Source organism: Vibrio syngnathi, assembly GCF_002119525.1.
Classification (GTDB): domain Bacteria; phylum Pseudomonadota; class Gammaproteobacteria; order Enterobacterales; family Vibrionaceae; genus Vibrio; species Vibrio syngnathi.
This window is the reverse complement of sequence record NZ_CP017917.1, coordinates 515,938-539,676: the sequence shown is the minus strand read 5'-3', so window position 1 is coordinate 539,676 and position 23,739 is coordinate 515,938. Positions and strand designations below refer to the sequence as shown.

Here is a 23,739-nt window from a genome sequence, read left to right as displayed (position 1 = left end):
TGATTAGCCATGGGTTAATTTTCACCATATTTAAGAGTGTTAATATTTCACTCAAGAATCTCTGTTCGTAGCCGTTAAACTATTTAATCATTGATATATTCATCTTTGATGTTTTTATGCCTCGTTGCATTAATCACACTGGCGATATAAACGTTTGTCACTTGCAGTCAGTTAAAAGTAGTCACCAACAAAAGGCATCTCATGGCTCTATTTAAGAAAAATATCTGGTCGCTGTACGCTCTGATCGTGCTGCTTACCCTGATACTTTTCAGCGCCTTTGGCATAACCAAGTGGCAATCAAACAGAGATGACTTTACTAAGCAACAACATATCCAAGTTGAGATCTTCTCTAGCTCAGTAAACTCTCTATTAACCAGCCAAGAAGCATTACTTGAAGTGGTTGGACATCAGCTTGCTCAGCAGTCCGATTTTACCCGCACAGCTTCGATTCAAATTCGTCCAATCTTAGATAAACTGCTTGATACTCATCCTGCAATAGCCGCTTTCGGGTTACTAAATCCTCAAGGGGATTACCTGTCAATCAGCTCAAACCTACAGCTGTCTGACCAATTTAATTTACTAGACCTCCCATACACCAAAGACTCATTTCTAGAGGCTGTATCTAGCGAAAAAATGGTTTTGGGGCGCACTTATTTCCATGATTCTCTTAACAGCCTCGTGATCCCATTAAGAAAATCCATTTCTATTGATGGCAAGAACGTTGATGCGGTCATGACAGCAGGCTTACGCTTAGACAGCACAATCTTGTTTGAAAACAATGCGCACGCAGGCAGTTACAACACGTTAACTCTACTTAGAACCGATAACTATCGTCAGTTTTTTTCTAGCGATATCGAGTCGCTAGACGCTTATTTGACACCGGTTAATCACGACCTGATGGCTCGCATTGCCAAAAGCTTTTCAGAACAAGTGAGTGACAGCGTCGAAGAAGCGAAAACGGGTAAATACACGTACTCTTTCTGTAACGATGACGGCCCATTCCCATCACTCGTTAGCGCTAGGTACATTCCAGACTACAAACTTTGGGTTGTCGGCCGAACAGACCTGGCGTACGTTGATGGTATATTCGCAAAAGAGTTCGGCGCTATTTTCTTTGTTTTTATTATTCTTCAGCTTGGTTTCTACTTCTTAGTAAAGTCGATTGCCAAGAACGAGCAACGAACTCGCAGTCAACTGATTTACCAAGCCAATCACGATCCATTAACCTCTCTCCCCAACCGTTCATATATGCGCAAAAACATCAGTAAATGGATTGAAAATGAATCAAAGCCATTCTCGCTACTGTTTATCGACATCGATAACTTCAAATGTGTTAATGATACCCATGGACATGACTTCGGAGACAAGGTGCTCAAACAAATTGCATTACGTTTGATGCGGTTTCGCTCCAGAGTCAGCCTATTGGTACGAGAATCCAGTGATGAGTTCTTGTTTTTAACAACGCTGAATAGTGAATCTGAAATTAAGCGACTATCAGAACGAATTATTGAAGTTCTCTCTCGGCCCTATGAAGTTGAACACTCTCAATTCTTGTTGGGCTGTAGCATAGGTATTGCTAGGTTCCCAGAACACGGAAAAGATTTAGATAGCCTGTTACGCTCTGCCGACATTTCTATGTACAAAGCGAAACAGCAGCAAAACTCATACAGTATTTTCACGACTGAGATGCAAGACGCACACCTCTACAAAATGAGAGTAGAACAAAGGCTTCGTATTGCTATCGACAAACAAGCTTTGTTTATGGTTTTTCAACCATTGGTTCGTGCAGATAAAAGCACCCACGGTGTAGAAGCGCTGGTACGCTGGATAGACGATGAACTGGGTTTTGTCCCGCCAGATGTATTTATTCCTATTGCTGAAAGCACAGGCTTAATGCACAAACTTGGTACCTTTATTATTGAATCCAGTGTTATGCAAATTGCTCATTTACACCGCACAACGAACCAAAATATCGGATTATCGATCAATATTTCAGTCCGTCAATTCTCGCATAGGTCGTTCTCCGATCACTTGTTCACGACGTTAGAGAAGTATCAATTTTCAGCGAGCAGCTTAACGCTAGAGATCACCGAAAGCCTGTTCATTGAAGATGTGGCTATAGTGAAACCACTGTTTGAAGCCCTCAAAGAAAACGATATTAAGATCTCTCTGGATGACTTCGGTACGGGCTACTCTTCATTGAGCATGTTAAAAGCACTCCCTATCGACGAACTTAAGATTGATAAGAGTTTCATTGAAAACATAGCAGTCGATCAACAGTCACTAACAATGGTCCAGAACATCATCGCTATCGGCAAAAACTTCGGTATGGTGGTGTTGGCAGAAGGCGTAGAATCAAACGAACACTTCGCGATTCTAAAAGCATGTGGATGTGACTTGATGCAAGGTTACTACTTCTCCCGTCCTATTCCTTATGATGAGTTATGCAAGTATCTAACACCGGCTCAAGTTATGGCTACAGAACTACCAGATCCCACGTTGTAACTGTTTGGGTACTTTACCTGGTTAAACGAATAACGCCATAGATTAAAAAAGGGAACCCAAACGGGTTCCCTTTTCTTTACACACCACTTAACAGAGCGGCCCAAAAAATAAAAATACAGACAACGACAACAAAGCCCATTACGACTTAACTGTTATCACAACTCGTCGGTTACAACCTGTTGCCTTATTGTCTGTGACTTTACAAATTGGTGCACTTTCGCCATACGCATATTCAACAATGCGATTCCCTTGATGAAGATCTTTCTTCAAGTAGCTCGCCACTTGCCCTGCCCGGCGGGATGACAACGCTTTATTATAGGCTTTACTACCTAAGCTATCTGCGTGACCTTCTATATAAATCTTGGATTTATCTCCCACCAAACTAAGGTACTGCCCTAATACTTGTTTATGATTTTCATCCAATAGGTACACGTTAGTTGGATAATTGAGCACCAAAGATTGCGTCGCTTTATCATAGAAACAGACATCATCTTGAGCTGCGATTTGAATGACTTCACTCTCTCTATTGAGCACCTCGTTTTGAGGTTTTTCATCAAGCTCTATTAGCTTTCCAGTCACTTGTGTCGTAACAGTATGAGAAGACACCAACGTTTTCGAAGTGACGTATTCGCCGACATTGCCCAAGCAGTTTGCATAGCTCAATGAAGACAGTAGTATCGTAGACATAATTACTAGGTATCTCATGTTAATCCTTTAGTTTCCCGGTTTCTTCATTAATCAAATTCAAAATGTACTTGTACACATCTTCGCCATCTTTTGCGTGGTAAATGTTTTTCTTACCAAAACAATCCCCAAAGCCGTCGCTTTCATTTACTTTGTAGTTAATGCCAATAACGCCCATCGTGACTTTGGTTTTTTCAGCTTCAGTCGGCGAATTACTTTGGAAGCGATTTCGTTTTGCGGATATGGTTGAACGCAGCTTTTTACAAAGCCCTTGGTCCACTAGTTTTTGTAAATAGTTCTTGTCACCATCCTGACCATCAGATAAAACAATAAACACTTGTTCAGGGTTTAGATTCGTTGCTTTATTAGCTTCTTGGGCAGCAGCAATGATCCCATTCCAAGACGACGTTCCTCCACCAGCTTGCAGCTCGGTATTCATTAATTGAGACCGAAATTCATCATAGTCTTCAGTCAACGGGATATCATAAAACTTGTGATACTTAGCAAAATTAACGTTGTGAGTATGGAGACGTTCAACCTCGTATCGACTCATACCCCTCTTTGGCTCGAGTATTTCGTTATACAGTTTGGGTTTGTCAAACATTCGCCTAACCGTTGTTCCTGGCGAGGAACGAGCGTAATTGTAAGCGTATTTTTTTCTCCATGAACCGTAATAGCCATAAGCGTTAACTCTTACAGTTTTATCGGTCTGCTTAACATGAAACGGGTTGTAACCAAGTAAGGCGACTCGACTCTTTTCTTCCGTATTAAATTTTTCAATGTCATCAACAACTCGTTTAATGGTTTCTTTCACTACATCTAACTTCATTTTTCCGTTCTTCCAAGGATTACCCATAGAACCACTAAAGTCACCGATGAAGTAAACGTCGACAGATTGAGGAAGATACTTTCGCGTGACCGCTCGTCCACTAACCGTAAATTCAGGTTCTAAATCGACATCTTCATACGAAATCCAGGATGTATATTTGGCTGTAGCACTAACGACAAAGTCACTAAATGGCGCTAATTCACCGCTAGCTTGAACACAACCATCTTTATATTCACATTTACGGGTAAACACGGCGACATCCACATCCTCTGAATTGTCTAAAATGTATCTATCAACCAAGTAACGTGCATACTTTACGTTTTTATCTTCATCCTCTTTAGGGCTTGCAATAAGCGCGAGGCTCGCTACCTCTGCAGCTTCTAATAACCGAGAGTGAGCCAACATCTGTTGCGACATTTGCATCGAAAACGCCATAAAAATAACCATCGCTGGTAAGAGGCCAACGAACAAAACACCTGCGACACCTCGGTTTTTCTTTATCGATTTCACCTTAAACCCTCGCAAATGAATAAGATGTACTTACAAGGCGAAAGACTTCACCATTAGCAACACCAAGCACATTAATTGGAGTTTCATAACATAATGAAACCTGATACATGGGTAATCTGCGACCTCTTGATGTGATTGGCAGTATTTCTATCGCTTTTTGCTTCGTTATATCGCTCATATCAGGAAAGTTACACCCATGAATACTCCCTTTAGTTAGAGTTTTTTGAACCCTTCGGTAATTCACTTTACCTCCAGACAAAGCGGTTTCTTCAAGCCTTATTTCGTCGATGCGCATCCCAAATTTGTTTTTATCAAAGTTTGGAATCATTCGTTTCATCGAAGCAGAAGCAATCACAAACGCGTTGTGTTCTGTTTTTCTACAGTCACCCGCGCATATATCCATATCGGCATTAAACAATTGTTTTCGTTCAGCAAAGATAGTGGTCAATGAATAAGAAGCTCTGTCGAGTTGGCCCTTCTTATTAATAGCTAGCATATGATTGACTACGACAACGAAGATCCCTGAAGCAAAAACCAATACCATCGCCAATTCAACAGCAAATGCGCCTTTTTGTTTAGCTTGCACAACCTGCCCCCTGACCAATTTTGAACGAACATCTTTCATATTCTTGAATAGTGATGACTTCACGCTTAATAGCAATGTCTGGAAACCAAATGGATACAATCGGGTCGTACGTATACTCTAAAGCATAGACAGCTAATGCCATGTCTTCGGGTTCATCTTTCTTATCTGGACACTCATCTGTAGAAGCGTAAGTATCCGTACATTTGAGAAAGCCTTCGTAGTCACGAAAATAGTTAACATGAATAACCACACTCCCCTCTTTGACTACATTACTCCATAATGCCCCGCCAGCTTTGGTTAACTCATCATTGATCATTTTCCCGTAGTTGATGGAATTACTACTGCTTGAATCACCCGCTTTTTTGGTACGCATTACCGCTGTTGTCAAAGCATGGTCTGTCATGCTCATTGAGAACGTCAAAATACAGATCTCTACCCAGCCAAAGGCAATAGCTAGAAAAATCGGAATCCCCATAGCGACTTCAACCGTCAATGACCCCTTTTGCTTTCGCTTAAACCTTCTCATAGTCGGACATACCTTTTCTTAGTGTAATCAACAACGAATGCTCCCTTGATATCTATACTGTTTAAAAACACTTTAGCTTCATCTAAGTCATTAAAGTCACCAATGCAGTAACGCTTCCATAAACCATGTGTATACGAATAAACAGAGCCGTAGTTTATTTTCAAATAGTTCAAAAAGTCAGAAGGGATCGCCGTATACGTCGCCAATACTTGCACACGATAAATGGGTTTTGCCCCAGGCTTAAGTTTTCTTGGGTCAAGTACAGAACCATCGACACTGTGTCTAGATGCTTGAAACTCTGTGGTAGCATCCAATTTACTTACGCGAGACGTCGGGGCTACAAAGCCCCCTGAATTAGCTTGAGAGCCAATAAACTGTTGTTCCATTTCTATCGTTGACTGTGTCACGGCCTTCTTCCCTTTGCTTTTAGATATTGACCTCATTAATGCAGACAACTGTTTGTGAGCTTGCTCATCGCTATTCGAATGCTTCAAAACCTCTAGCGCGATATCCGGTCGCTGAGATTTAACCGAAGAGAGAATCAAGTTAGAACTCACTCTCTGATCATTCGGGTTCGAAAGGTAAAGGTCATATAAAATGTCTGTTGCACCCAAATAATCAGACTGCATTATTTTGACGACAGCGATATTGTTGCCAGCCTCCCTGTCTGAAGCCCCTTGTTTTCTACTTTCTTCAAAATGTTCGATCGCTTGGGTAAATCGCTTTTGCTGAGCCAATATTTTCCCAGTTAAAAGTTGATACTCATACTCTTTGCCACCTTCATCCCGATACTTACTCAACTCTTCCAGTGCTTTTTCAAAATTCTTTTTTTGATAATAAAGCCTTGCATTAGTTAAAATGTATTCAGGTTCATTAAGATCATTATCATTGTAAGTGCTGCGATACAGCTCAGCAGACTTGATATCTTTTAGATCTAAATACAAATTAACCAATTTAACTTTATATTCAGGTTCCGATTGTATATTTGCCTTATAAAATTCAATGAGTTTCTGTGAGTCACCCGACCCTAAAAGTAGTTGTTCTTTGGTATCCAGTTGGTTATTAACCGTTGAACAACCGGAGAAGAGAACCAAAACAATAACGGACAGTACAAAATTTCTTATCACATCAACGCCCTCATAATACCTGGAGCAGCAATTAAAATAATAATCGGAACCATGATAAAAGCGATAAGTGGAATCGACATCTTCGCCCCCATTTTCCCGATTCGTTCTTCTAAATCCATCATATTAAGCTCACGAATATCGCTTGCTAAAGTCACTAATACTGGACCAACTGATGAACCAAATTGGAGGCTCTGCACCATGGTCATCACGAAACTTTGTGATTCACTGGTTGGAACAAGCTCATAAAATTCTTCTAATGCCTTTTCAAGGCCCACCAGGCGAGAGCGTTCGACAGTCACTCTGACCACATGAGCAAGGTTACTGTCTACTGAGTGAAGTTCTTTTGCCAAGTACTCCAAGCTAGACTCAATCGTCATCCCTGTATGGACGCAAACATTCATTAGGTCGAGTAAAAATGGCAATCGTGAACTTATGTGCTTGATGTTAGATTTACCTCGAGCCGACACATAAGAATCGGGGCCAATGATAAATATTAATAAAGCCCCCATTAGATATAACAGTGCGAATACTGCTTTTGTTTCACCGCTATAAAAAGCAAAGACAATCAATGCTAAGCAAACACAAAAAGGAATTATTTTTAATAAGTAATAAGCATCAGCAAGAAAATCACTGTAAAAGCCAGCAGCGACCAATTTCCTTTTTGTTTCATGCTTATTAAAACTAATCCTAGACAATATAGCCTTGAATAAATCTGCTCTTTTCTTCTCTTCACGTGTCGAACCGATTATTTTTCGAGTTTCTATGTCCGCTCTCGTATTATCCCAAAACCGTAAACAATACGTTGCTAGGACTATCGATATAATAAATATTACGCTCCAAATTATAACGGTTTCAAAGTCCATCAATTCACACCCCGCAAAATCAGCCAAATGCAAAAGAACCCGACTAGCTCACTGGCTAATACATAATAAAAAATAGGTTGACCAGCTTCTTCAAACATCACAAAACTGTAGTTTTCAGGACTCGTAAACTTCAAAATAATAAGAAAAATCACAGGTAAGCAGGCAATTATCTTTGCCGAAGCTCGAGCTTCTGAGGTCAAGGCATTTTTCTTTTTCTCCACAGCTCTTGAATCAAACATAAGTCGGTTTATTTTGTTGATCACATCTTTGAGTTGGCCACCTCTAGCCAAGTTGATTCTTATCGTTGAAGCAAAGAAGAAGTACTCTAAGTATGGAAACGTATTGCTACTTCGTTCAAGAACGTCATCAGGGTCTTCACCAATAAGTAAACGCTCAGCCATGAATTTAAACTCTTTGCCCACTTCGTTATCAAGCTGCTTACCTACATACTCGAACGCATGAATGATGCTTTGCCCTGAAGAAATCGCCCCACTCAAAATGTTCAGAGCGTCTGGAAAGTTAGTTTTAAAGCGCTCTACTTGCCTTGCTTTTAGATTGTTGTAAAAGACAAAGAATAAGAGAGGCTCAACAACAATCAGGCAAACCATAAAGTCCTGACGCAAAAAAAACTCATTGAGAGCATACGTTGCAGATGTCGTCACGGAGAAAAACAAGACCAACTTCAAGGACATATTAGGTTGAAATACCTTGATTACCTTCTTGTACATTTTCCTGATTCTGGCTTTATAGCTCTCTTCAAACTGTTGTGAATCGATAACAGAGCGAACACCTTTCACACCTTCGAACTCACCTTCCATCTCGATCAAACTACTCAATTTTTTGTTTTGGCGAGACCGATGAATAAGAAAGCAGAGAAACAAAGCACTCCATGATGCAATCAGTATTAAGGTCATTTAAAGATCTCCCTTACTGCTTGTTCTAAACCAAAAAATTTTGCGCGTTCATAAATCACAGAACGAGTTGATAAACCAGGAGTTCTGAATTCACCTTCCATTTTTCCATCTTTGAAATTTGAAGTCGCTTCGTAACGAAAAATGTCTTCCATCACCACGCTATCTCCTTCCATGCCGATAATTTCAGAAATGTACATCACCTTACGGCTACCATCGTGGAGACGCTTTACTTGAACAATTAAGTCTACTGCACTGACTATGGTTCGGCGTATTGCTGATATAGGTAGACTGGCGGTAGCCATCATCACCATGCTCTCAGTACGAGCAATGGCATCACGAGGGGTGTTAGCGTGCAATGTCGACATAGATCCGTCATGGCCAGTATTCATGGCTTGAAGCATCTCAAAGGCTTCACCACCACGACATTCACCAACAATAATTCTGTCCGGGCGCATACGAAGGGCATTAATCACAAGGTCTCGAGCGGTGATTTCTCCTGTTCCTTCAACGCTAGCTTGTCGAGTTTCAAGCCTAACTATATGCGGTTTTTGAAGCTGTAGCTCCGCAGCATCTTCAATGGTAACAATACGTTCCGTTTCGCCAATGAAGCCAGATAATGCGTTCAATAACGTTGTTTTACCTGAACCGGTACCACCGGAGATCAATATGTTGCACTTGCAATGGCTCGCAATGGACAAAAGCTTGGCCATTTCGACAGACATCGCACCAAACTCAGCAAGATTCTCAAGCCTAATTTTTTGCTCTTTGAATTTACGAATAGAGATAGAAGTGCCATCTATCGCTAACGGGGGGATCACAATATTTACACGGCTCCCATCCATCAAACGAGCATCACAAAGCGGTTTTGATTCATCGATACGACGACCCACATTTGATGCGATTCGTTTAGCGATGGTGTTCAGTTGTTTTTCGTTAACAAATTGAATGGGTGATTGTTCAACCTTGCCATTGATTTCTATGAAGATATCCGAAGGACCGTTGATCATGATATCCGAGATATCATCGTTATCGACTAACGCTTGCAGAGGCCCAAGACCTTTCAACTCATCGAGTAATGCTTTGACTAAGTCGACACGTTTCAATGAGCTAACTTGCAGTTGCTTCTTATCGATCAATATATTAACCGAGTCTTTGAGTTGTTCTTCTAGCTCTTGATTGCTAATCTCAACAAGTGTAGCGGCATCTAGAGCATCAAAGATCTCATCTCGAAGCTGGATGTAAATTTCTTTTAATTGATTCATTTTCTAAACAAACTGAAACGTGATTTAGTTTTAATTTTCTTGCCAGTCAACGTGGCAACCATAGTTAGAACGGCAGTGGCAGATTTAGATTTAAGCAACTCATTAATACCCTGCTGTACCACAATTTTTTCTAGCGACGGCTCGTACATGAAATCAATGCTATCTTTGGCTTTGATTCTCTCTTTCGCACTCGCGAGTGTCATCATGAAGTCTTTCGCTGGCCGATTAAGGTTGAAGATGATTTGGTGTTCAGATTTCCCGATCTTCTTCTTCAAAGAGTTGTAAGAACGCAGTGAAGAGACCGAAGGTTCGCAAACAATAAAGATGCGGTGATACTTATCTGATAGCTCCTGATCATGCATCTCTTCATAGCAAGATAAGGGCGCCGAATCTATGATAAAGTTATATTGATCAATGAGTTGATTGGAAAGGTTGTACAATGTAGATGCGTGATCTGTAAGGCAAGCAACATTTTTCTCTAATACCAAGTAATCAAGCTTATCTTTCACACCATGTACATAGGTCTTAGCTATCGCACTGTCGATATCGATCTGATTCAAATCTATACTGTTGTGCTTGGCTTTCAAGCCTTTTACACCAATATAAATGTCACTATTTAGCGCTCCTGAATCATGATCCACCAAGAGTGTCTTTAGATTTGCTTGCTCTGCTAAGGAGTGTGCTAAAACAGAACTTACGCAAGATACTCCAATACCTCCTTTGGTACCCAAAACTAATATACGTTTGGCTACACGCGTTTTTTTGACGGTGCTTTCATCTCCTTGTGTCGATTTAATTGCCGCAAGTAATGAATCAAGTTCTGGGTCCCACAGAACATAACTAGCGCCTAATGCATGCACTTGGTTACGCAGCTTTATAGAATCAACATCACAGAGAACAAGCAAAGATATATTCACATCTAAACGAATCGAAATCTCAGAGACTTGCTCTATAACGTTGGAGGCACTACGAAGATCCAGAACAACATGATTAAGCTTAATGTTTGACTGATTCCAAACGCCATCTAAATCAATATCGGTGACTTCAAGTGGTTTAGGGAAACCTTCAATAGCGTACAAATCATTGATAGATTCAGTTAGGGTATTATCATCAGACACAATGAGATCGGTAGCCTCAACCGTCGACTTCACTTTCGACGACGAATTACGAAACAATATATCCAAGTCCATTACTATTTCGCCTTCTTAATTGGGTTAACCAAGCTGATGTTTCGGTTATGCTCAACGCTACAACCAAATTGATACTCTTCCCTTTTCGAGAACACCATCACTCCACAGTCACTGCTTTTAATTCGGACATATCGACCTATAATTAAGATGTTTTTTTCTTGGTCATGATCGGCAAGTTCGATTTTATATCTGTCTTTTGCAATAGATTCCGACTTAAATCGATCTCGTAATTTAGCAACAAAATCACTCGCATCCGGTTTATATTTGACGTAGAACGTCGCCTTCGGTTCTCTCGCATTGAGTTCTCGAATAAAGGCCACCGAGCGAGAGATTGAATCTTCGCTACTCGCCATATCAAATTCAAAACGCTCTTCCAATTGCTCAATCACACTAGAGTTCGAAGTATCAACATGAGAACAAGCAGAAGTAATAAGAGCGATTAAAGTGATAACGATCCATCTCATTAGTTGAATCCTCCTTGGTTTATCGTGTTTTCAAGCTCTGGTTCATCAAGTTCCGAAAGATCAATTTTAAGGAGTCGTTCAAGATCACTTGTACGTCTAAAGCTTGGCAATTTGACCTGCTCTTGCTCAACCGGATCAACCAAGTTTACAGTCGCAACAATGATCAATTCAGTCTTGGAACGGTTGGTGGAAGAGTGGCTAAACAGCGCGCCTAGAATTGGAATATCTCCCAAGATTGGAATTTTGGTTAACGATTCACGCTCTTCCGATGTCAATAACCCCGCCAAAACAAAACTTTGCCCATCTTTCAAATGAACCGTTGTTTGAGCTCGTCGAGTTCGTAAAGAAGGCACAGAAATTAAACCTGTCGTGGTTTTGTTTGATTCATCAATCGAGCTTACTTCCGGGATCAAGGTTAGGCGAATATTCTCTGTGTCAGTGACCTTTGCAACCATGGCCAACTTCACGCCGTATTCTTTATAAGAAATGGTAATCCCGTCTTCATCTCTCACAGCAATTGGTATCTCGCCACCGGCTAGGAAACTAGCCTGCTCACCTGAAATAACAGAAAGGTTGGGCTCGGCCAATACGCGACCGATTTTGTCATCACCACTAGCGGAAATAACAGAAACGATATCTTGAGCAGTAAAATCAAGGAGCTTATTTACAAAAGTACCCGGATCACCACTATCGCTATAGGTAACACCTAATTCTGTCAGAAATGAGCTAGAAACTTCCGCGACCGTCAGCTTGACATTGATCTGCTCAGTAGTGAGTACTTTCAAGTTATTAATGACTTGATCGTAGTTGTACTTTGCCGTGTACTCTAGCTCGTCTAAAGCTTCACCGTCCGCATCCTTTAGTTCATAAGCTGCGCGACGGCGATCTTTCTTCAACATTTCACCAACAAGTCGATTGATCTTTTGTTTAATCTCTTCACTACCGACAATGCCATCTAAGACAACTTGGTCACCTACATTGGAAACCACAACGTTTTCATCAGGGAATCTAGCAATGAGTGTTTGCTTCAATAGTCTTAAACTTTGGTTGACTACCAATTCTGCGTTATAAATTTCATTTCCACCGCGATCATAAACAATCACAGAGGTAGTCCCTTGGCCAACGCCATAAACTACAACCTTATTTTCATCGATAATTTTGTAGTCTGCTATTTCTTGATTCGCGACAAACACCGTCGATATCTGTCTCTTCAAATTAATGGTTTTCGCAGCGCCTTGATCCAAATTCATTAATTCTGATGCGAGCAATGGACATGAAAGAATCCCGCACAATAGCAAGGCTATATTTTTCTTCTTTAAAGTCATGTTATTCCTTACCACGTAATTCTCTGACACCAAACTGAGTTTCTAAAAGGTCACTACTGCGGATAGATAAATATTGGTTTTCTATTTCAGATGGAATAATATTCACATCACCAATTTTTTGAGCCATTTCTAGCTTCAAAACACTCCGCATATTTAATGCAATGACTAAACTGTATTTCTTATCATCGGCATCTTCGGAGTCACTATCTTTACTGCCTTTTATTACCTGTAAAACACGCGCTCCACTGATAATTACTCGGCTAACGAGATCGCCAATATCACCATACCCATTCTCGATCAGGTTTGATTTTGAAGAAGTTGTTGAAACAAAACTCACTTTATCACCAGGGGTAAGAGTTGCAGTTTGTACGACTCCAATACCTGTCACTTCATAAAAATAAGGTAATTCACCATCATTTAGTGACAAGTACATATAATCTCGGTCTCCCGGGTTGGATATCATATCTTGTGTTAAATAAGTGCCTTTACTGATGTCATCTTTAAAAAGAGCGCCAGGTTTAACAACCAAATCGTCTTCTAACGTATAGTAATTACCATCTAAATCAGATATGTGAACGAACTTCTGCTCATAAAACTTGGGGATTAAAGGTTGAGAACGTCTAATTTCTTTTTGAGTAACTAAAATACTAACTTTAGGTTCTTCTTTCTCGTGAACCTCCAGTGGCTCTTCGTCAGTTGAAATATAGTTAACATTAATATAAATCAGCGTTGAAAAAATAGATAAAGCGACAAGAAGAAGAATGATTATTCTGTTCATATTAAGCCTAAAACAGGGGCGTGAGCCCCTTATAGATTATTATATTTCAACTATTTACTAGCTGATTCTAGATCAACCTTTACAGCATCAAGTGCCGTCTTTATTCCTCCTGAAATAGTATCATTCTGGAACGCAGCTAATATAATTCCTGACATTACAACTGCAATAATTGCGTATTCAACTGCAGTCACACCACGAACATCATCTTCGAACTTCATTTTAAGTTCAGCCATTTTTGCTAAAGTTTTGTAGTACATAATAATCCTATAAAAAGTATATTGACCATTGGTCTAATTGAAATTGCGAGGAAAATTTACCTGATACAAAAACATACATCAAATTAATAGTTATTATGGACACATAACACAAATTTATTGAGCCTTGGGATAAGGTATTTTTATAAAGCCATAAATAAGATAAACGCGACATCTGTTGAAATGAAAATTTATTGAGTATACCCTAGAACTATGAATATAGATTTATTAGTTAACATTGTATTAATATCAACAAATTTTTTAATACTGTCGTTTGTATGCTTCTTTGATGGTTGGCATAGAAAAATCCCAAACAACCTAAACAAAATTGCTTTGATATTTAGTAATATTGTCGCGTTAAATAACGGTTACTTGATGTCATCACTACCCATTGCGATTTTATGTTTCGTGGTGTTTTTTATACTTTGGTATCTAAAAGTGATAGGAGCTGGAGATGTGAAGTTACTCTGTGCCTTAATCATTGGCATACAGCCAAATCTAGTTACGATAGCGTTGATTTGTATAGGTTTTCTAGGAGGCTTTTTGGTTTTCGCAATGTACATAGTAGGAAAGGTAAGAGGATTACCTAGCTTTACAAAAGGCATTCCTTACGGAATACCTATTGCTATGAGCTGTTTCTTTTTTAGCACTATATCCATTTTAGCAAACTGACTACATAATATTGTGCTCTAATATAGGGCTAGAAATATCACTGATTTGAAATAATTGTTGAATCTTATCTTTGATACCTAACGCCTCTAACTCTTGTGAAATTTCATCACTACACCAAACGTACATGTTTACTTTTTGACGTAATGGTATTGTCTTGCATTTATTGTGACGTATCGACCATTCAGGAAATATTAAAATAGTTCCATTCGTTTCCAGTTCATTTTTAAGGAATTGGCATGAACTTGTCTTCACCCAACTCGTCACATGATTTGAGTCAATTTTATAATCGTTGAGTATCTCTTGTACATAAGATTTGGGAAGAGAACTACAAAAAACAACTCTCTGCGGATAACACTCATGCGGATCAAGTGAATTAGAATGCGCGATAACATAGTTAACGGTATTCAGTTGATAGGATTTTCCATTCTCTTGTGAAATTCTATCCATTGAAAAAATCAAATCGTAACGAGAAGAATCCAATAAAGAAGACTTTGTGAAACTATTTATGGACAAGTCTATATTGTTCAACATTCGAAATTCATTGATTACACGCTCAACCATATCGAAGCAAAAAGATTCAGAAATCGCTATATTGAATTGGTCTCTTAATTCAACCTTTTCCAAATCTTCAAACAATCTTTCGTACATAGACATTGTTTGGTCTGCATAATCAAGTAATACTTTTCCGTGTTTAGTGAGTAAAAATCCCTCTTTCCTATCAAAAATACTCGCCCCGATTGTACTTTCGATCTTTTTAATATGCTGAGATACAGCGGGTTGTGTCATAAATAAAGACTCAGCGGCTGCTGTAAAACTTTTGTGTTTAGCAACGTGCGAAAATGTTCTTAAATATTTGACGTCGATAGACCTGTTGACGTTTTTCATGGTGCAAACTACCCCGATGTTGCGTTATTTTATTAATTATTCTTATTAAAAATCAGCGTCAAAGTAACAATAGTGTCATTCAGATACAAAAAAACATTATTTATATACTCATAAATAATGTTTATATGCACCTATATAAATAAACACACCCACCACAACCAACAACTGATTCACAAATCCTTATGTGCTTTTACAAACAACATGTTTTGTGTGTCATTCACATACCAAAGCCCTTACACAACACCTTTCCAATGCAAATGACAATCAACACAATTATAACCAAAACCTATGCACTCTCCACCTTTTCGTTGACGAAAATCGTTGAAATTAATGTAAATATTCCCACGGCATAGGATTAAAGCTCAAAAAACACTCAAAGTAACCATTATCTATTTTTGTGATCAGTGTTACACCAAAATGCAACTAAACACCTATTGATGTAACCTAAGGGAAAGAAGTGCGACAGAACATTCTTTTTTCGATTATCTCATGTATGTGCAGAAAAATAAAAAGAGCCAATAAATATAGCTCTTTTATTTCAATTTATTCTATCGTTGCTTTCGTAGTCGAAGGAGCATGCACAATATAAAGAGGATTGGTAGTGAGGAGCTTCCTCCTGACGAATCATCTTGACTTAATGACACAGATGATGCGTTTGAAACACTCGGTAAAACTTCTATATCAAACGACCCAACCCACTCATCACCATCGGCCGATAAAACCTTATATCTAATAGTGTCATATAAAGCGAGCTTACGTTGAGCAGGAGCATTATAAATGATCTTACTATCTACAATGTTTGCAATACCACTGCGTGGAAATTCTAAAATAGATAATCGGTAAACATCTCCGTTAATAATAGGAACTAAATCGATTGTATCGCCATATTTTACTTGCAGCGATTTGGTGCCCAATAATGAAACTTGTGATCTTCGCACATCCAGTACTACAGATTGCTTTGCATAACCTCCTGACGAGTCCTGTACCAAAATTGCAAATCGGTATCGCTCTCCTTCCAGAGCATCACTAGGTACTATCACTTGTAGGACTTTGGAGCGTGAACCACTTAATTTCAGGCTTGGACCTTGAATTTGAGACCACATAATTTGATGCTCAGAAGAATCGACGTCGGTAATATCGGTTACCGTAAAAGTAACAGTTTCACCAGGCTTAGACGTCACCTCGAGCCTATCTATTGTTAACTTTGGCGCGTCATTCACAGGCTTAATATCAACTTCCACACTAGCAAAATCCGTCTCATACCCTAGCTTATCTACCAAACGGTATGTGAAGCTGTCACGGCCAAACTGGTCAACCTTTGGGAAGTAGGTTCCATCCTTTATCACGCCCTTCATTGGCTTCTGAGCGATTTCAAAAGAGTAATTATTTGGCTTCGGTAAATTGATATCATTAGCCAATAAATTAAGCATAAAAGGGGTATCTTCCTCGGTCGATATCATGTCATCGACAGCAATTGGCCTCGCATCTATTGGCAACTCAAAAAGCGCTGCAAAAGGGAAATTCTGACCGAAACCGCGACTCAACCCTCGAGTTTTGTAATCAGAAATAGATCCTGAAAATTGACTTTTCCTTTGTCCATCCCCTAAATACGCATCTAAAAACTGAGTTGAGTATTCAGGGGTACCATTCTCAATCTCTAAGACAATTAACTTTGTGCCTAGCCCAAGCTTAATTTTCTCGTCGAAAATGATTTGTCCGCCGCCCTGCCTCGCGATGCCTCTGTGTAACAATCGAGCTGCTTGCTCGTCAATAACTGCATTGCCGAATCTTGATTGATATGGATATTCCACCAAACGATAAAACATCGGCATCGCGACGCTCGTTGCTTTCGCGTAAAAGTGAATTCCTCCAATACTTTGGTTTCCCTTGACCACATCAATGGGGAAACCTAGAACATTAATATTCGCGTCATAACGTGGGTATGTTCTCCCAAAAGAGGTTACCCAAGATGATTTGTTGTTGGTGTTAGGTACCAACAAAGAGAAACTCGCTTTGGTATCATCGCTAACAATATTGGTTATTGAGATATCCGTCTTTCGCCCCGCCGTAATCGCTGTTAAGGAAGGTTCTGAATCATCGGAGAGATTGGTAACCGATTCTCTACCTGGGAAGACATCGCCAGTGTCTCCAGACGAGAATCCATTTTCTAATAACCCCTCTCCATCGGCTTGGAATACCTGTACTTGCATCGGACCAGAACTATTGAATTGGTTATCTATATTCACGGCTGTGATTAATAACCCCTCACCACGGAGCGCTTGGTCATAATCGTTTTTGCGTCTATTTTCCACATAAGCACGAGGCCCAAACTGTTTAAGGTAAGGGTCAAGGTGGATAACGCTTTCACCCTTGATTGTACCAACTTCAATACTCCCGTTATTGGAGAGAACTTTCGGCTTTAAAAAACCAGATGCCTCTTTACTCCAAGCCAACATGTTGACCGGAGTTTCGCCAGCATACTGATCCGTCGGTTTTCTCCCCCAACTGCCCCCTCCCATTAACCCCCAATGACCAATAGAACCATCATGCTGATAAGAATATAAATCTGGAAGTCCTAACATCAGATGTCCAAGCTCATGTGCTATCACCCCCATTGTTGACTGATGGTCACCTTGATAATCGGCGAACAAGCAATAAGCACTAATGCGTTTTCCATCGATCTCGACAGTGCTATGAGCATACTTATGAGGCCAAATTGTCGGGGTTTTTCGTGTACCACTAGATTTGTCATTCCCAGCAAAGACAAACATGACTGACAGCTCTTGAGCTGAGATGCTATTATCGTTGTTCGAATCATATTGAGAAAGGTCGAAGTCAACATCTAGCGCTTCATATGCCTTTGTGAACACATTATTAAGCTTAGTTTGGCAGTTTTTCTCAGACTTTGAATGGCAGTTAGGATGATCTATATCCAGCGTGATATTAATAACACCATCATTTTTTGTTCCTTCATTTTCTTTGGCAGGAACAACTTTATAATTCCCATAACTATTTTTTAGAAAATAATCTTGAACACTTTGTTGGTTTTCACCAAATATCGTCGACTGAAAATCATTTTCAATCTGTTCGTCTAAAAAACTGACCTGTATTACCAATAAGGCCTGCTCAGTGATCCTTTTTTTCGAAGGACTGTTTAGGTGTGAGCGTTGAGTATTCATTGGGGTAAATCTTTTGTGGTTCGCAGCGGGTGAGTCAAAAGATTCATTGATATGTATTGGATCAATCTTTAGGTTTTTTATGTTTGATTCAACGGGTATTTCAGTATCACTCGAAGCCAACACCCCAGTTGAAACAACACTCCCCCCTCCTTTTTCACTTGTTTCATATTTAGCAAAGTACCACTGATTATCAACACCCTGAACGTATAGGTGACCATAATGGTCTTGGTACCAAAACATATATTGAGACCCCATTAAGCGCAGTTCTTTTGTACTGCCATCAATAAAGGTCATTGTGTGCCAAGTTGGCGCAGGTAAAGTAGTCGCTTGTACAGAGCAAACAGCAATGAGTGCTGTAATAAATGTACAAATTAATTTTGTCCTCATTAGGATAATCTCGTTAGGCAAACTTTCTCAGAAAGAGATAATTCACTCGTTAAATAAAACGAGACTGTATCAACCAATAATTATATTAACCAATTAACTTTCTGACTAAACCTATAAGTAATACTTATAAAATACTTATATAAGAATTAATTATGAGCGTATAAATTTATAACAATAAAAGATAGATAATGGATAACTCTATCTTTTATTATTGGATGGTTTAATTAATCCGCGAACTTATTAAAATAATAGATATTTACAAAAGAATTAACTATGGAGACGCATGCTTCAACTGCTCATCTAAGTTAAGTACTGTTAAAGCATTACTTACACTGGTCGCAATCACATCAACCACACCTGTTCTTAGTGCACCTAACAAAGCTAATGGCTTACTGTTCTCGGCAGCGATGGCTATTACTTCCGCGATAGGACGGAACTCTTCCAAACCTAAGCCGATGACTCGGTCGCTCATTACTGTGTTTGCCGCTTTACCGTGCACGTCGAAAAAGTCATAGCCCGCAAAATCACCGACTACACCTTGTAGTAAACGAGATTGAACGACCTCTCCCGCCGTAAACCAACCTAGGTCGACCATATAGCTGTTTTCACTCATATCACCAATACCCACTAAAGCGACGTCGGCCTTACGAGCTAGATCCAATGTTTGCTTAACGGTGCTGTTTTCCATAAAAGCGGTTTTTTGTGCTTTGTTCTCTGCATAAGCAGGCGCATATAAAGTTTCTGATGAACCACCGTACTTCTTGGCTAGCTGTCTACATATATGGTCAGCATTAAACATACCGCCTCTTGGGTGAATACCGCCAATGCCACATACAAACTTACAGTCACGCGGTGTAATCACCCCAGTATGGTGAGCAACCGACGATACGTTTCGACCTTGGCCGACCGTCACTACCATGCCGTTTTTCAGTGTGCTAGTTAGGTAATTAGACACCAAGCCTGCAACTTGAAGACGTTGCTTCTCTTCGTTCGGTTGATCTAGTGCTACAAGCGCACGCTTCACACCAAATCGTTCGATCAAACGTTGTTCGATCTTCGCGCTGAATACTGGGTGGTATTTCACGGTGATCTCAACAATCCCTTCATCGCGGGCTTGTTTGAGCATTCGACCAACCTTTGCACGAGAGATAGAGAATTTTTTAGAGATCTCTTCTTGTGTAGCGCCATCTTGATAGTAAGCAACGGCGACTTCGGTTAGGAGATCAGTATTTTCTTCGGAAACATCTTGGATATTGTTACTCATATACCACTTAACCAATATTTAACAATTATTTTACCTGCTTAGTGAGCAAATGTTCGATGCCTAAACAAGTGATACATAAGTTTACACCCTGAACATATGTAACAACAAGGAACATTTGCTCACCATAATAACCTTGGTTTTATTATTGATTAGATCATCCTACTTTGCTCGTTAAACGTTTGCTTGGATAGCCCATGGTTACTAGAGCGAAATATATTTGACTGAAGTCACCATACCGCACTATTTACCGTTGACTTTGGTGCTAGATCGGATAAATATGGCTACATCATTTACTCATCGAGCGATCAAATGTTCTGTGCAAATGTTCGTTCGGAGAAAAATTTAAATTAATGTAAGTTAGGCTCACTGGTACAGCCATTGAGAACTTCATTAGTTAGCTTGCAAATGCCCACACCTCTCCCATTAAAGGGGTGTTCTGCGATACATAGGATGATCAAAATGAGCAATAAATTAGAGCAACTTCGTAAACTAACAACTGTTGTAGCTGACACTGGCGATATCGAAGCTATCAGCAAGTACACTCCGGAAGATGCAACGACTAACCCATCTCTAATTCTTAAAGCCGCTCAAATTGCTGAGTATGCTCCTCTAATCGATGCTTCTATCGAATACGCTAAAGCGCAAAGCGCTGATAAAGCACAGCAAGTTCAAGATACTTGCGACATGCTTAACGTAAACATCGGTAAAGAAATCCTGAAAGTTGTACCTGGCCGTATCTCTACTGAAGTAGATGCTCGTCTTTCTTACGACATGGAAGGCAGCGTTGCTAAAGCTCGTCAACTTATCAAAATGTACAACGACGCTGGCATCACTAACGACCGCATTCTTATTAAACTGGCTTCTACTTGGGAAGGCATCCGTGCAGCTGAAATCCTAGAGAAAGAAGGCATCAACTGTAACCTAACGCTTCTATTCTCTTTCGCTCAAGCTCGTGCTTGTGCTGAAGCTGGCGTGTTCCTAATCTCTCCTTTCGTTGGTCGCATCATGGACTGGTACAAAGCGAAAGAAGGTCGCGATTTCGAAGCTTCAGAAGATCCAGGCGTAATCTCTGTTTCTGATATCTACAACTACTACAAAGACCACGGTTACAAGACTGTTGTTATGGGCGCAAGCTTCCGTAACATCGGCGAGATCCTTGAACTTGCGGGCTGTGACCGTCTAACTATCGCTCCTCAACTTCTAGCTGACCTAGAAGCAGCAGAAGGCGAAGTAGTAGAGAAGCTAATCGACTCTAACGGTACTAAAGAGCGTCCTGCTGCAATGACTCACGCTGAGTTCCTATGGGACCACAACCAAGACCCAATGGCTGTAGAGAAACTAGCTGAGGGCATCCGCAACTTCGCAGTTGACCAAGGCAAACTAGAAGACATGATCGCAGCTAAGCTGTAATCACTACCGAATAAATAAGAGGAACGAATTTCGTTCCTCTTTTACATCTATCCACGAATTTTTAATTTCGAATCAATTTTGGAAGCAATTATGAACCGCAAACATCTAGCTAACGCTATTCGTGCTCTAAGCATGGACGGCGTACAACAAGCAAACTCTGGCCACCCTGGCGCACCTATGGGTATGGCTGACATCGCTGAAGTACTTTGGCGCTCTCACCTAAACCATAACCCAGCAAACCCAGAGTGGGCTGACCGCGACCGTTTTATCCTGTCTAACGGCCATGGCTCTATGCTGATTTACTCTCTGCTTCACCTAGCAGGTTACGAGCTTTCAATTGAAGATCTTAAGAACTTCCGTCAACTGCACTCTAAGACTCCAGGCCACCCGGAGTACGGCTACGCACCAGGTATCGAAACAACGACTGGTCCTCTAGGTCAAGGCATTACTAACGCTGTTGGTATGGCGATGGCTGAGAAAGCATTGGCTGCACAGTTCAACAAAGAAGGCCACGACATCGTAGACCACTACACTTATGCATTCATGGGTGATGGCTGTCTGATGGAAGGTATTTCTCACGAAGCATGTTCTCTAGCGGGTACGCTAGGTCTTGGTAAGCTGGTTGCTTTCTGGGATGACAACGGCATCTCTATCGATGGTGAAGTTGAAGGTTGGTTCTCTGACGATACTCCTAAGCGTTTTGAAGCTTACGGCTGGCACGTAATCCCTGCAGTAGATGGTCACGATGCTGACGCTATCAACGCGGCTATCAAAGCAGCTAAAGCGGATCCTCGTCCGACTCTAATCTGTACTAAAACAGTGATTGGCTTTGGTTCTCCAAATAAAGCAGGTACGCACGACTGTCACGGTGCACCACTAGGCGCTGACGAAATTGCAGCAACTCGTAAACAACTAGGTTGGGAGCACGGTCCTTTTGAAATTCCGTCGGAAGTTTACTCAGAGTGGGATGCGAAAGAAGCAGGCGCAGCTAAGGAAGCAGCGTGGAACGAGAAACTTGCAGCTTATGAAGCAGCATACCCTGAGCTGGCAGCTGAATTCAAACGCCGCGTAAACGGTGACCTTCCTGCTGAGTGGGAAGATAAAGCATCGGCAATCATTGCTGATCTTCAAGCTAACCCAGCAAACATCGCATCACGTAAAGCATCTCAAAATGCTCTAGAAGCGTTCGGTGCTATGCTACCTGAATTCATGGGCGGCTCTGCTGACCTTGCGCCTTCTAACCTAACTATGTGGTCTGGTTCTAAGTCGTTAACAGCTGAAGACTTCTCTGGTAACTACATCCACTACGGTGTACGTGAATTCGGTATGACGGCTATCATGAACGGTATCGCTCTGCACGGTGGTTTCGTACCATACGGCGCAACGTTCCTAATGTTCATGGAATACGCACGTAACGCTATGCGTATGGCGGCTCTGATGAAAACTCAGAACATCCAAGTTTACACTCATGACTCTATCGGCCTTGGCGAAGATGGTCCAACTCACCAACCGGTTGAGCAGATCGCATCTCTACGTCTGACTCCAAACATGAGCACATGGCGTCCATGTGACCAAGTTGAGTCTGCTGTTGCTTGGAAACTGGCAATCGAGCGCAAAGATGGTCCTTCTGCACTTATCTTCTCTCGTCAAAACCTTGCACAACAAGATCGTGACGCTGAACAAGTAGCAAACATCGCTAAGGGTGGTTACATCCTGAAAGATTGTGCTGGTAAGCCAGAGCTAATCATCATTGCAACGGGTTCTGAAGTTGAGCTAGCGGTTAGCGCTGCTGCTGAACTAACAGCTGAAGGTAAAGCGGTACGTGTAGTATCTATGCCTGCAACTGACGCATTCGACAAGCAAGACGCGGAATACCGTGAGTCTGTACTTCCGTCAGACGTTACAGCACGTATCGCAGTAGAAGCTGGCATTGCTGACTTCTGGTACAAGTACGTTGGTTTCGGTGGCAAGATCATCGGTATGACAACGTTCGGCGAATCTGCACCAGCAGGCGAGCTATTCAAGATGTTTGGTTTCACTACTGAAAACGTAGTAAACACAGCGAAAGAGATTCTTGCTTAGTCTTGATTAAATTGTCTCGCCCTTAAGTGGGTTGATGCATACT

Annotated in this window: 20 protein-coding genes; 4 read left to right on the top strand and 16 right to left on the bottom strand. The window is 40.7% G+C overall.

Annotated elements, in window-relative coordinates:
- The first annotated feature begins 201 nt into the window (after window positions 1-201).
- Complete coding sequence (locus tag K08M4_RS17305) at window positions 202-2,505, top strand: putative bifunctional diguanylate cyclase/phosphodiesterase (RefSeq protein WP_086050792.1); 2,304 nt, start codon at window positions 202-204, stop codon at window positions 2,503-2,505.
- A gap of 138 nt (window positions 2,506-2,643) precedes the next feature.
- On the opposite strand, the gene K08M4_RS17300 is transcribed toward K08M4_RS17305, so the two are convergent.
- From K08M4_RS17300 to K08M4_RS17240, 13 genes are read right to left on the bottom strand one after another with little or no spacing between them, the layout of a single operon-like run.
- The gene (locus K08M4_RS17300) at window positions 2,644-3,210 is read right to left on the bottom strand and encodes an OmpA family protein (protein WP_086050791.1); all 567 of its coding nucleotides are present in this window, start codon (window positions 3,208-3,210) and stop codon (window positions 2,644-2,646) included.
- A gap of 1 nt (window position 3,211) precedes the next feature.
- Window positions 3,212-4,528: a VWA domain-containing protein gene (locus tag K08M4_RS17295; RefSeq protein WP_198299348.1), complete on the bottom strand. Its 1,317-nt coding sequence runs from the start codon at window positions 4,526-4,528 to the stop codon at window positions 3,212-3,214.
- A gap of 1 nt (window position 4,529) precedes the next feature.
- On the bottom strand, window positions 4,530-5,114 hold the full coding sequence (gene tadF / locus K08M4_RS17290) for a tight adherence pilus pseudopilin TadF (protein ID WP_086050790.1): 585 nt from the start codon (window positions 5,112-5,114) through the stop codon (window positions 4,530-4,532).
- The gene (locus K08M4_RS17285; RefSeq protein ID WP_086050789.1) at window positions 5,104-5,640 is read right to left on the bottom strand and encodes a TadE/TadG family type IV pilus assembly protein; all 537 of its coding nucleotides are present in this window, start codon (window positions 5,638-5,640) and stop codon (window positions 5,104-5,106) included. Before K08M4_RS17285 ends, tadF begins: the two co-directional genes overlap by 11 nt.
- Window positions 5,637-6,767, bottom strand: a complete 1,131-nt coding sequence (locus K08M4_RS17280) for a tetratricopeptide repeat protein (RefSeq protein ID WP_086050788.1) — start codon at window positions 6,765-6,767, stop codon at window positions 5,637-5,639. The genes K08M4_RS17285 and K08M4_RS17280 overlap by 4 nt, the downstream gene beginning before the upstream one ends.
- Entirely contained in the window at window positions 6,764-7,630 is an 867-nt protein-coding gene (locus K08M4_RS17275) for a type II secretion system F family protein (RefSeq protein WP_086050787.1), read from the bottom strand. Before K08M4_RS17275 ends, K08M4_RS17280 begins: the two co-directional genes overlap by 4 nt.
- Window positions 7,630-8,544 (bottom strand): type II secretion system F family protein, encoded by a 915-nt coding sequence (locus K08M4_RS17270; protein ID WP_086050786.1) that lies wholly within the window; start codon window positions 8,542-8,544, stop codon window positions 7,630-7,632. The genes K08M4_RS17275 and K08M4_RS17270 overlap by 1 nt, the downstream gene beginning before the upstream one ends.
- Window positions 8,541-9,806 (bottom strand): TadA family conjugal transfer-associated ATPase, encoded by a 1,266-nt coding sequence (locus tag K08M4_RS17265; protein WP_086050785.1) that lies wholly within the window; start codon window positions 9,804-9,806, stop codon window positions 8,541-8,543. The genes K08M4_RS17270 and K08M4_RS17265 overlap by 4 nt, the downstream gene beginning before the upstream one ends.
- Window positions 9,803-10,996, bottom strand: coding sequence for a CpaE/TadZ family protein (locus tag K08M4_RS17260; protein ID WP_086050784.1), 1,194 nt, complete (start codon window positions 10,994-10,996; stop codon window positions 9,803-9,805). Before K08M4_RS17260 ends, K08M4_RS17265 begins: the two co-directional genes overlap by 4 nt.
- 2 nt (window positions 10,997-10,998) lie before the next feature.
- Window positions 10,999-11,460 (bottom strand): ATPase, encoded by a 462-nt coding sequence (locus K08M4_RS17255; protein WP_086050783.1) that lies wholly within the window; start codon window positions 11,458-11,460, stop codon window positions 10,999-11,001.
- On the bottom strand, window positions 11,460-12,785 hold the full coding sequence (locus K08M4_RS17250; protein WP_139686092.1) for a type II and III secretion system protein family protein: 1,326 nt from the start codon (window positions 12,783-12,785) through the stop codon (window positions 11,460-11,462). The genes K08M4_RS17255 and K08M4_RS17250 overlap by 1 nt, the downstream gene beginning before the upstream one ends.
- Window position 12,786: 1 nt before the next feature.
- Window positions 12,787-13,563 (bottom strand): pilus assembly protein CpaB, encoded by a 777-nt coding sequence (locus K08M4_RS17245; RefSeq protein ID WP_086050782.1) that lies wholly within the window; start codon window positions 13,561-13,563, stop codon window positions 12,787-12,789.
- 50 nt (window positions 13,564-13,613) lie between these two features.
- The gene (locus tag K08M4_RS17240; protein WP_086050781.1) at window positions 13,614-13,820 is read right to left on the bottom strand and encodes a Flp family type IVb pilin; all 207 of its coding nucleotides are present in this window, start codon (window positions 13,818-13,820) and stop codon (window positions 13,614-13,616) included.
- A gap of 210 nt (window positions 13,821-14,030) precedes the next feature.
- Between K08M4_RS17240 and K08M4_RS17235 the strand changes: the two genes are divergently transcribed.
- On the top strand, window positions 14,031-14,489 hold the full coding sequence (locus K08M4_RS17235; RefSeq protein ID WP_086050780.1) for an A24 family peptidase: 459 nt from the start codon (window positions 14,031-14,033) through the stop codon (window positions 14,487-14,489).
- On the opposite strand, the gene K08M4_RS17230 is transcribed toward K08M4_RS17235, so the two are convergent.
- The 3 genes from K08M4_RS17230 to K08M4_RS17220 form a co-directional block, all read right to left on the bottom strand.
- The gene (locus tag K08M4_RS17230) at window positions 14,490-15,374 is read right to left on the bottom strand and encodes a LysR family transcriptional regulator (RefSeq protein ID WP_086050779.1); all 885 of its coding nucleotides are present in this window, start codon (window positions 15,372-15,374) and stop codon (window positions 14,490-14,492) included.
- A 548-nt stretch (window positions 15,375-15,922) separates the two neighbouring features.
- Window positions 15,923-18,940 (bottom strand): M6 family metalloprotease domain-containing protein, encoded by a 3,018-nt coding sequence (locus K08M4_RS17225; RefSeq protein WP_086050778.1) that lies wholly within the window; start codon window positions 18,938-18,940, stop codon window positions 15,923-15,925.
- 271 nt (window positions 18,941-19,211) lie between these two features.
- Complete coding sequence (locus K08M4_RS17220; RefSeq protein ID WP_086050777.1) at window positions 19,212-20,204, bottom strand: sugar-binding transcriptional regulator; 993 nt, start codon at window positions 20,202-20,204, stop codon at window positions 19,212-19,214.
- 459 nt (window positions 20,205-20,663) lie between these two features.
- Between K08M4_RS17220 and tal the strand changes: the two genes are divergently transcribed.
- Window positions 20,664-21,614 carry a transaldolase gene (gene tal / locus K08M4_RS17215; protein ID WP_086050776.1) on the top strand — a complete coding sequence of 317 codons (951 nt, stop codon included), beginning with the start codon at window positions 20,664-20,666 and terminating at the stop codon, window positions 21,612-21,614.
- Between the two features lie 90 nt (window positions 21,615-21,704).
- Window positions 21,705-23,696, top strand: coding sequence for a transketolase (gene tkt / locus K08M4_RS17210; RefSeq protein ID WP_086050775.1), 1,992 nt, complete (start codon window positions 21,705-21,707; stop codon window positions 23,694-23,696).
- The last annotated feature ends 43 nt before the right edge of the window (window positions 23,697-23,739 follow it).

Coding starts and splice junctions, on each gene's coding strand:
- K08M4_RS17305 (WP_086050792.1), top strand. CDS start 202: ATGGCTCTATTTAAGAAAAATATCTGGTCGCTGTACGCTCTGATCGTG.
- K08M4_RS17300 (WP_086050791.1), bottom strand. CDS start 3,210: ATGAGATACCTAGTAATTATGTCTACGATACTACTGTCTTCATTGAGC.
- K08M4_RS17285 (WP_086050789.1), bottom strand. CDS start 5,640: ATGAGAAGGTTTAAGCGAAAGCAAAAGGGGTCATTGACGGTTGAAGTC.
- K08M4_RS17275 (WP_086050787.1), bottom strand. CDS start 7,630: ATGGACTTTGAAACCGTTATAATTTGGAGCGTAATATTTATTATATCG.
- K08M4_RS17270 (WP_086050786.1), bottom strand. CDS start 8,544: ATGACCTTAATACTGATTGCATCATGGAGTGCTTTGTTTCTCTGCTTT.
- K08M4_RS17265 (WP_086050785.1), bottom strand. CDS start 9,806: ATGAATCAATTAAAAGAAATTTACATCCAGCTTCGAGATGAGATCTTT.
- K08M4_RS17260 (WP_086050784.1), bottom strand. CDS start 10,996: ATGGACTTGGATATATTGTTTCGTAATTCGTCGTCGAAAGTGAAGTCG.
- K08M4_RS17255 (WP_086050783.1), bottom strand. CDS start 11,460: ATGAGATGGATCGTTATCACTTTAATCGCTCTTATTACTTCTGCTTGT.
- K08M4_RS17250 (WP_139686092.1), bottom strand. CDS start 12,785: ATGACTTTAAAGAAGAAAAATATAGCCTTGCTATTGTGCGGGATTCTT.
- K08M4_RS17245 (WP_086050782.1), bottom strand. CDS start 13,563: ATGAACAGAATAATCATTCTTCTTCTTGTCGCTTTATCTATTTTTTCA.
- K08M4_RS17240 (WP_086050781.1), bottom strand. CDS start 13,820: ATGTACTACAAAACTTTAGCAAAAATGGCTGAACTTAAAATGAAGTTC.
- K08M4_RS17235 (WP_086050780.1), top strand. CDS start 14,031: ATGAATATAGATTTATTAGTTAACATTGTATTAATATCAACAAATTTT.
- K08M4_RS17230 (WP_086050779.1), bottom strand. CDS start 15,374: ATGAAAAACGTCAACAGGTCTATCGACGTCAAATATTTAAGAACATTT.
- K08M4_RS17225 (WP_086050778.1), bottom strand. CDS start 18,940: ATGAGGACAAAATTAATTTGTACATTTATTACAGCACTCATTGCTGTT.
- K08M4_RS17220 (WP_086050777.1), bottom strand. CDS start 20,204: ATGAGTAACAATATCCAAGATGTTTCCGAAGAAAATACTGATCTCCTA.
- tal (WP_086050776.1), top strand. CDS start 20,664: ATGAGCAATAAATTAGAGCAACTTCGTAAACTAACAACTGTTGTAGCT.
- tkt (WP_086050775.1), top strand. CDS start 21,705: ATGAACCGCAAACATCTAGCTAACGCTATTCGTGCTCTAAGCATGGAC.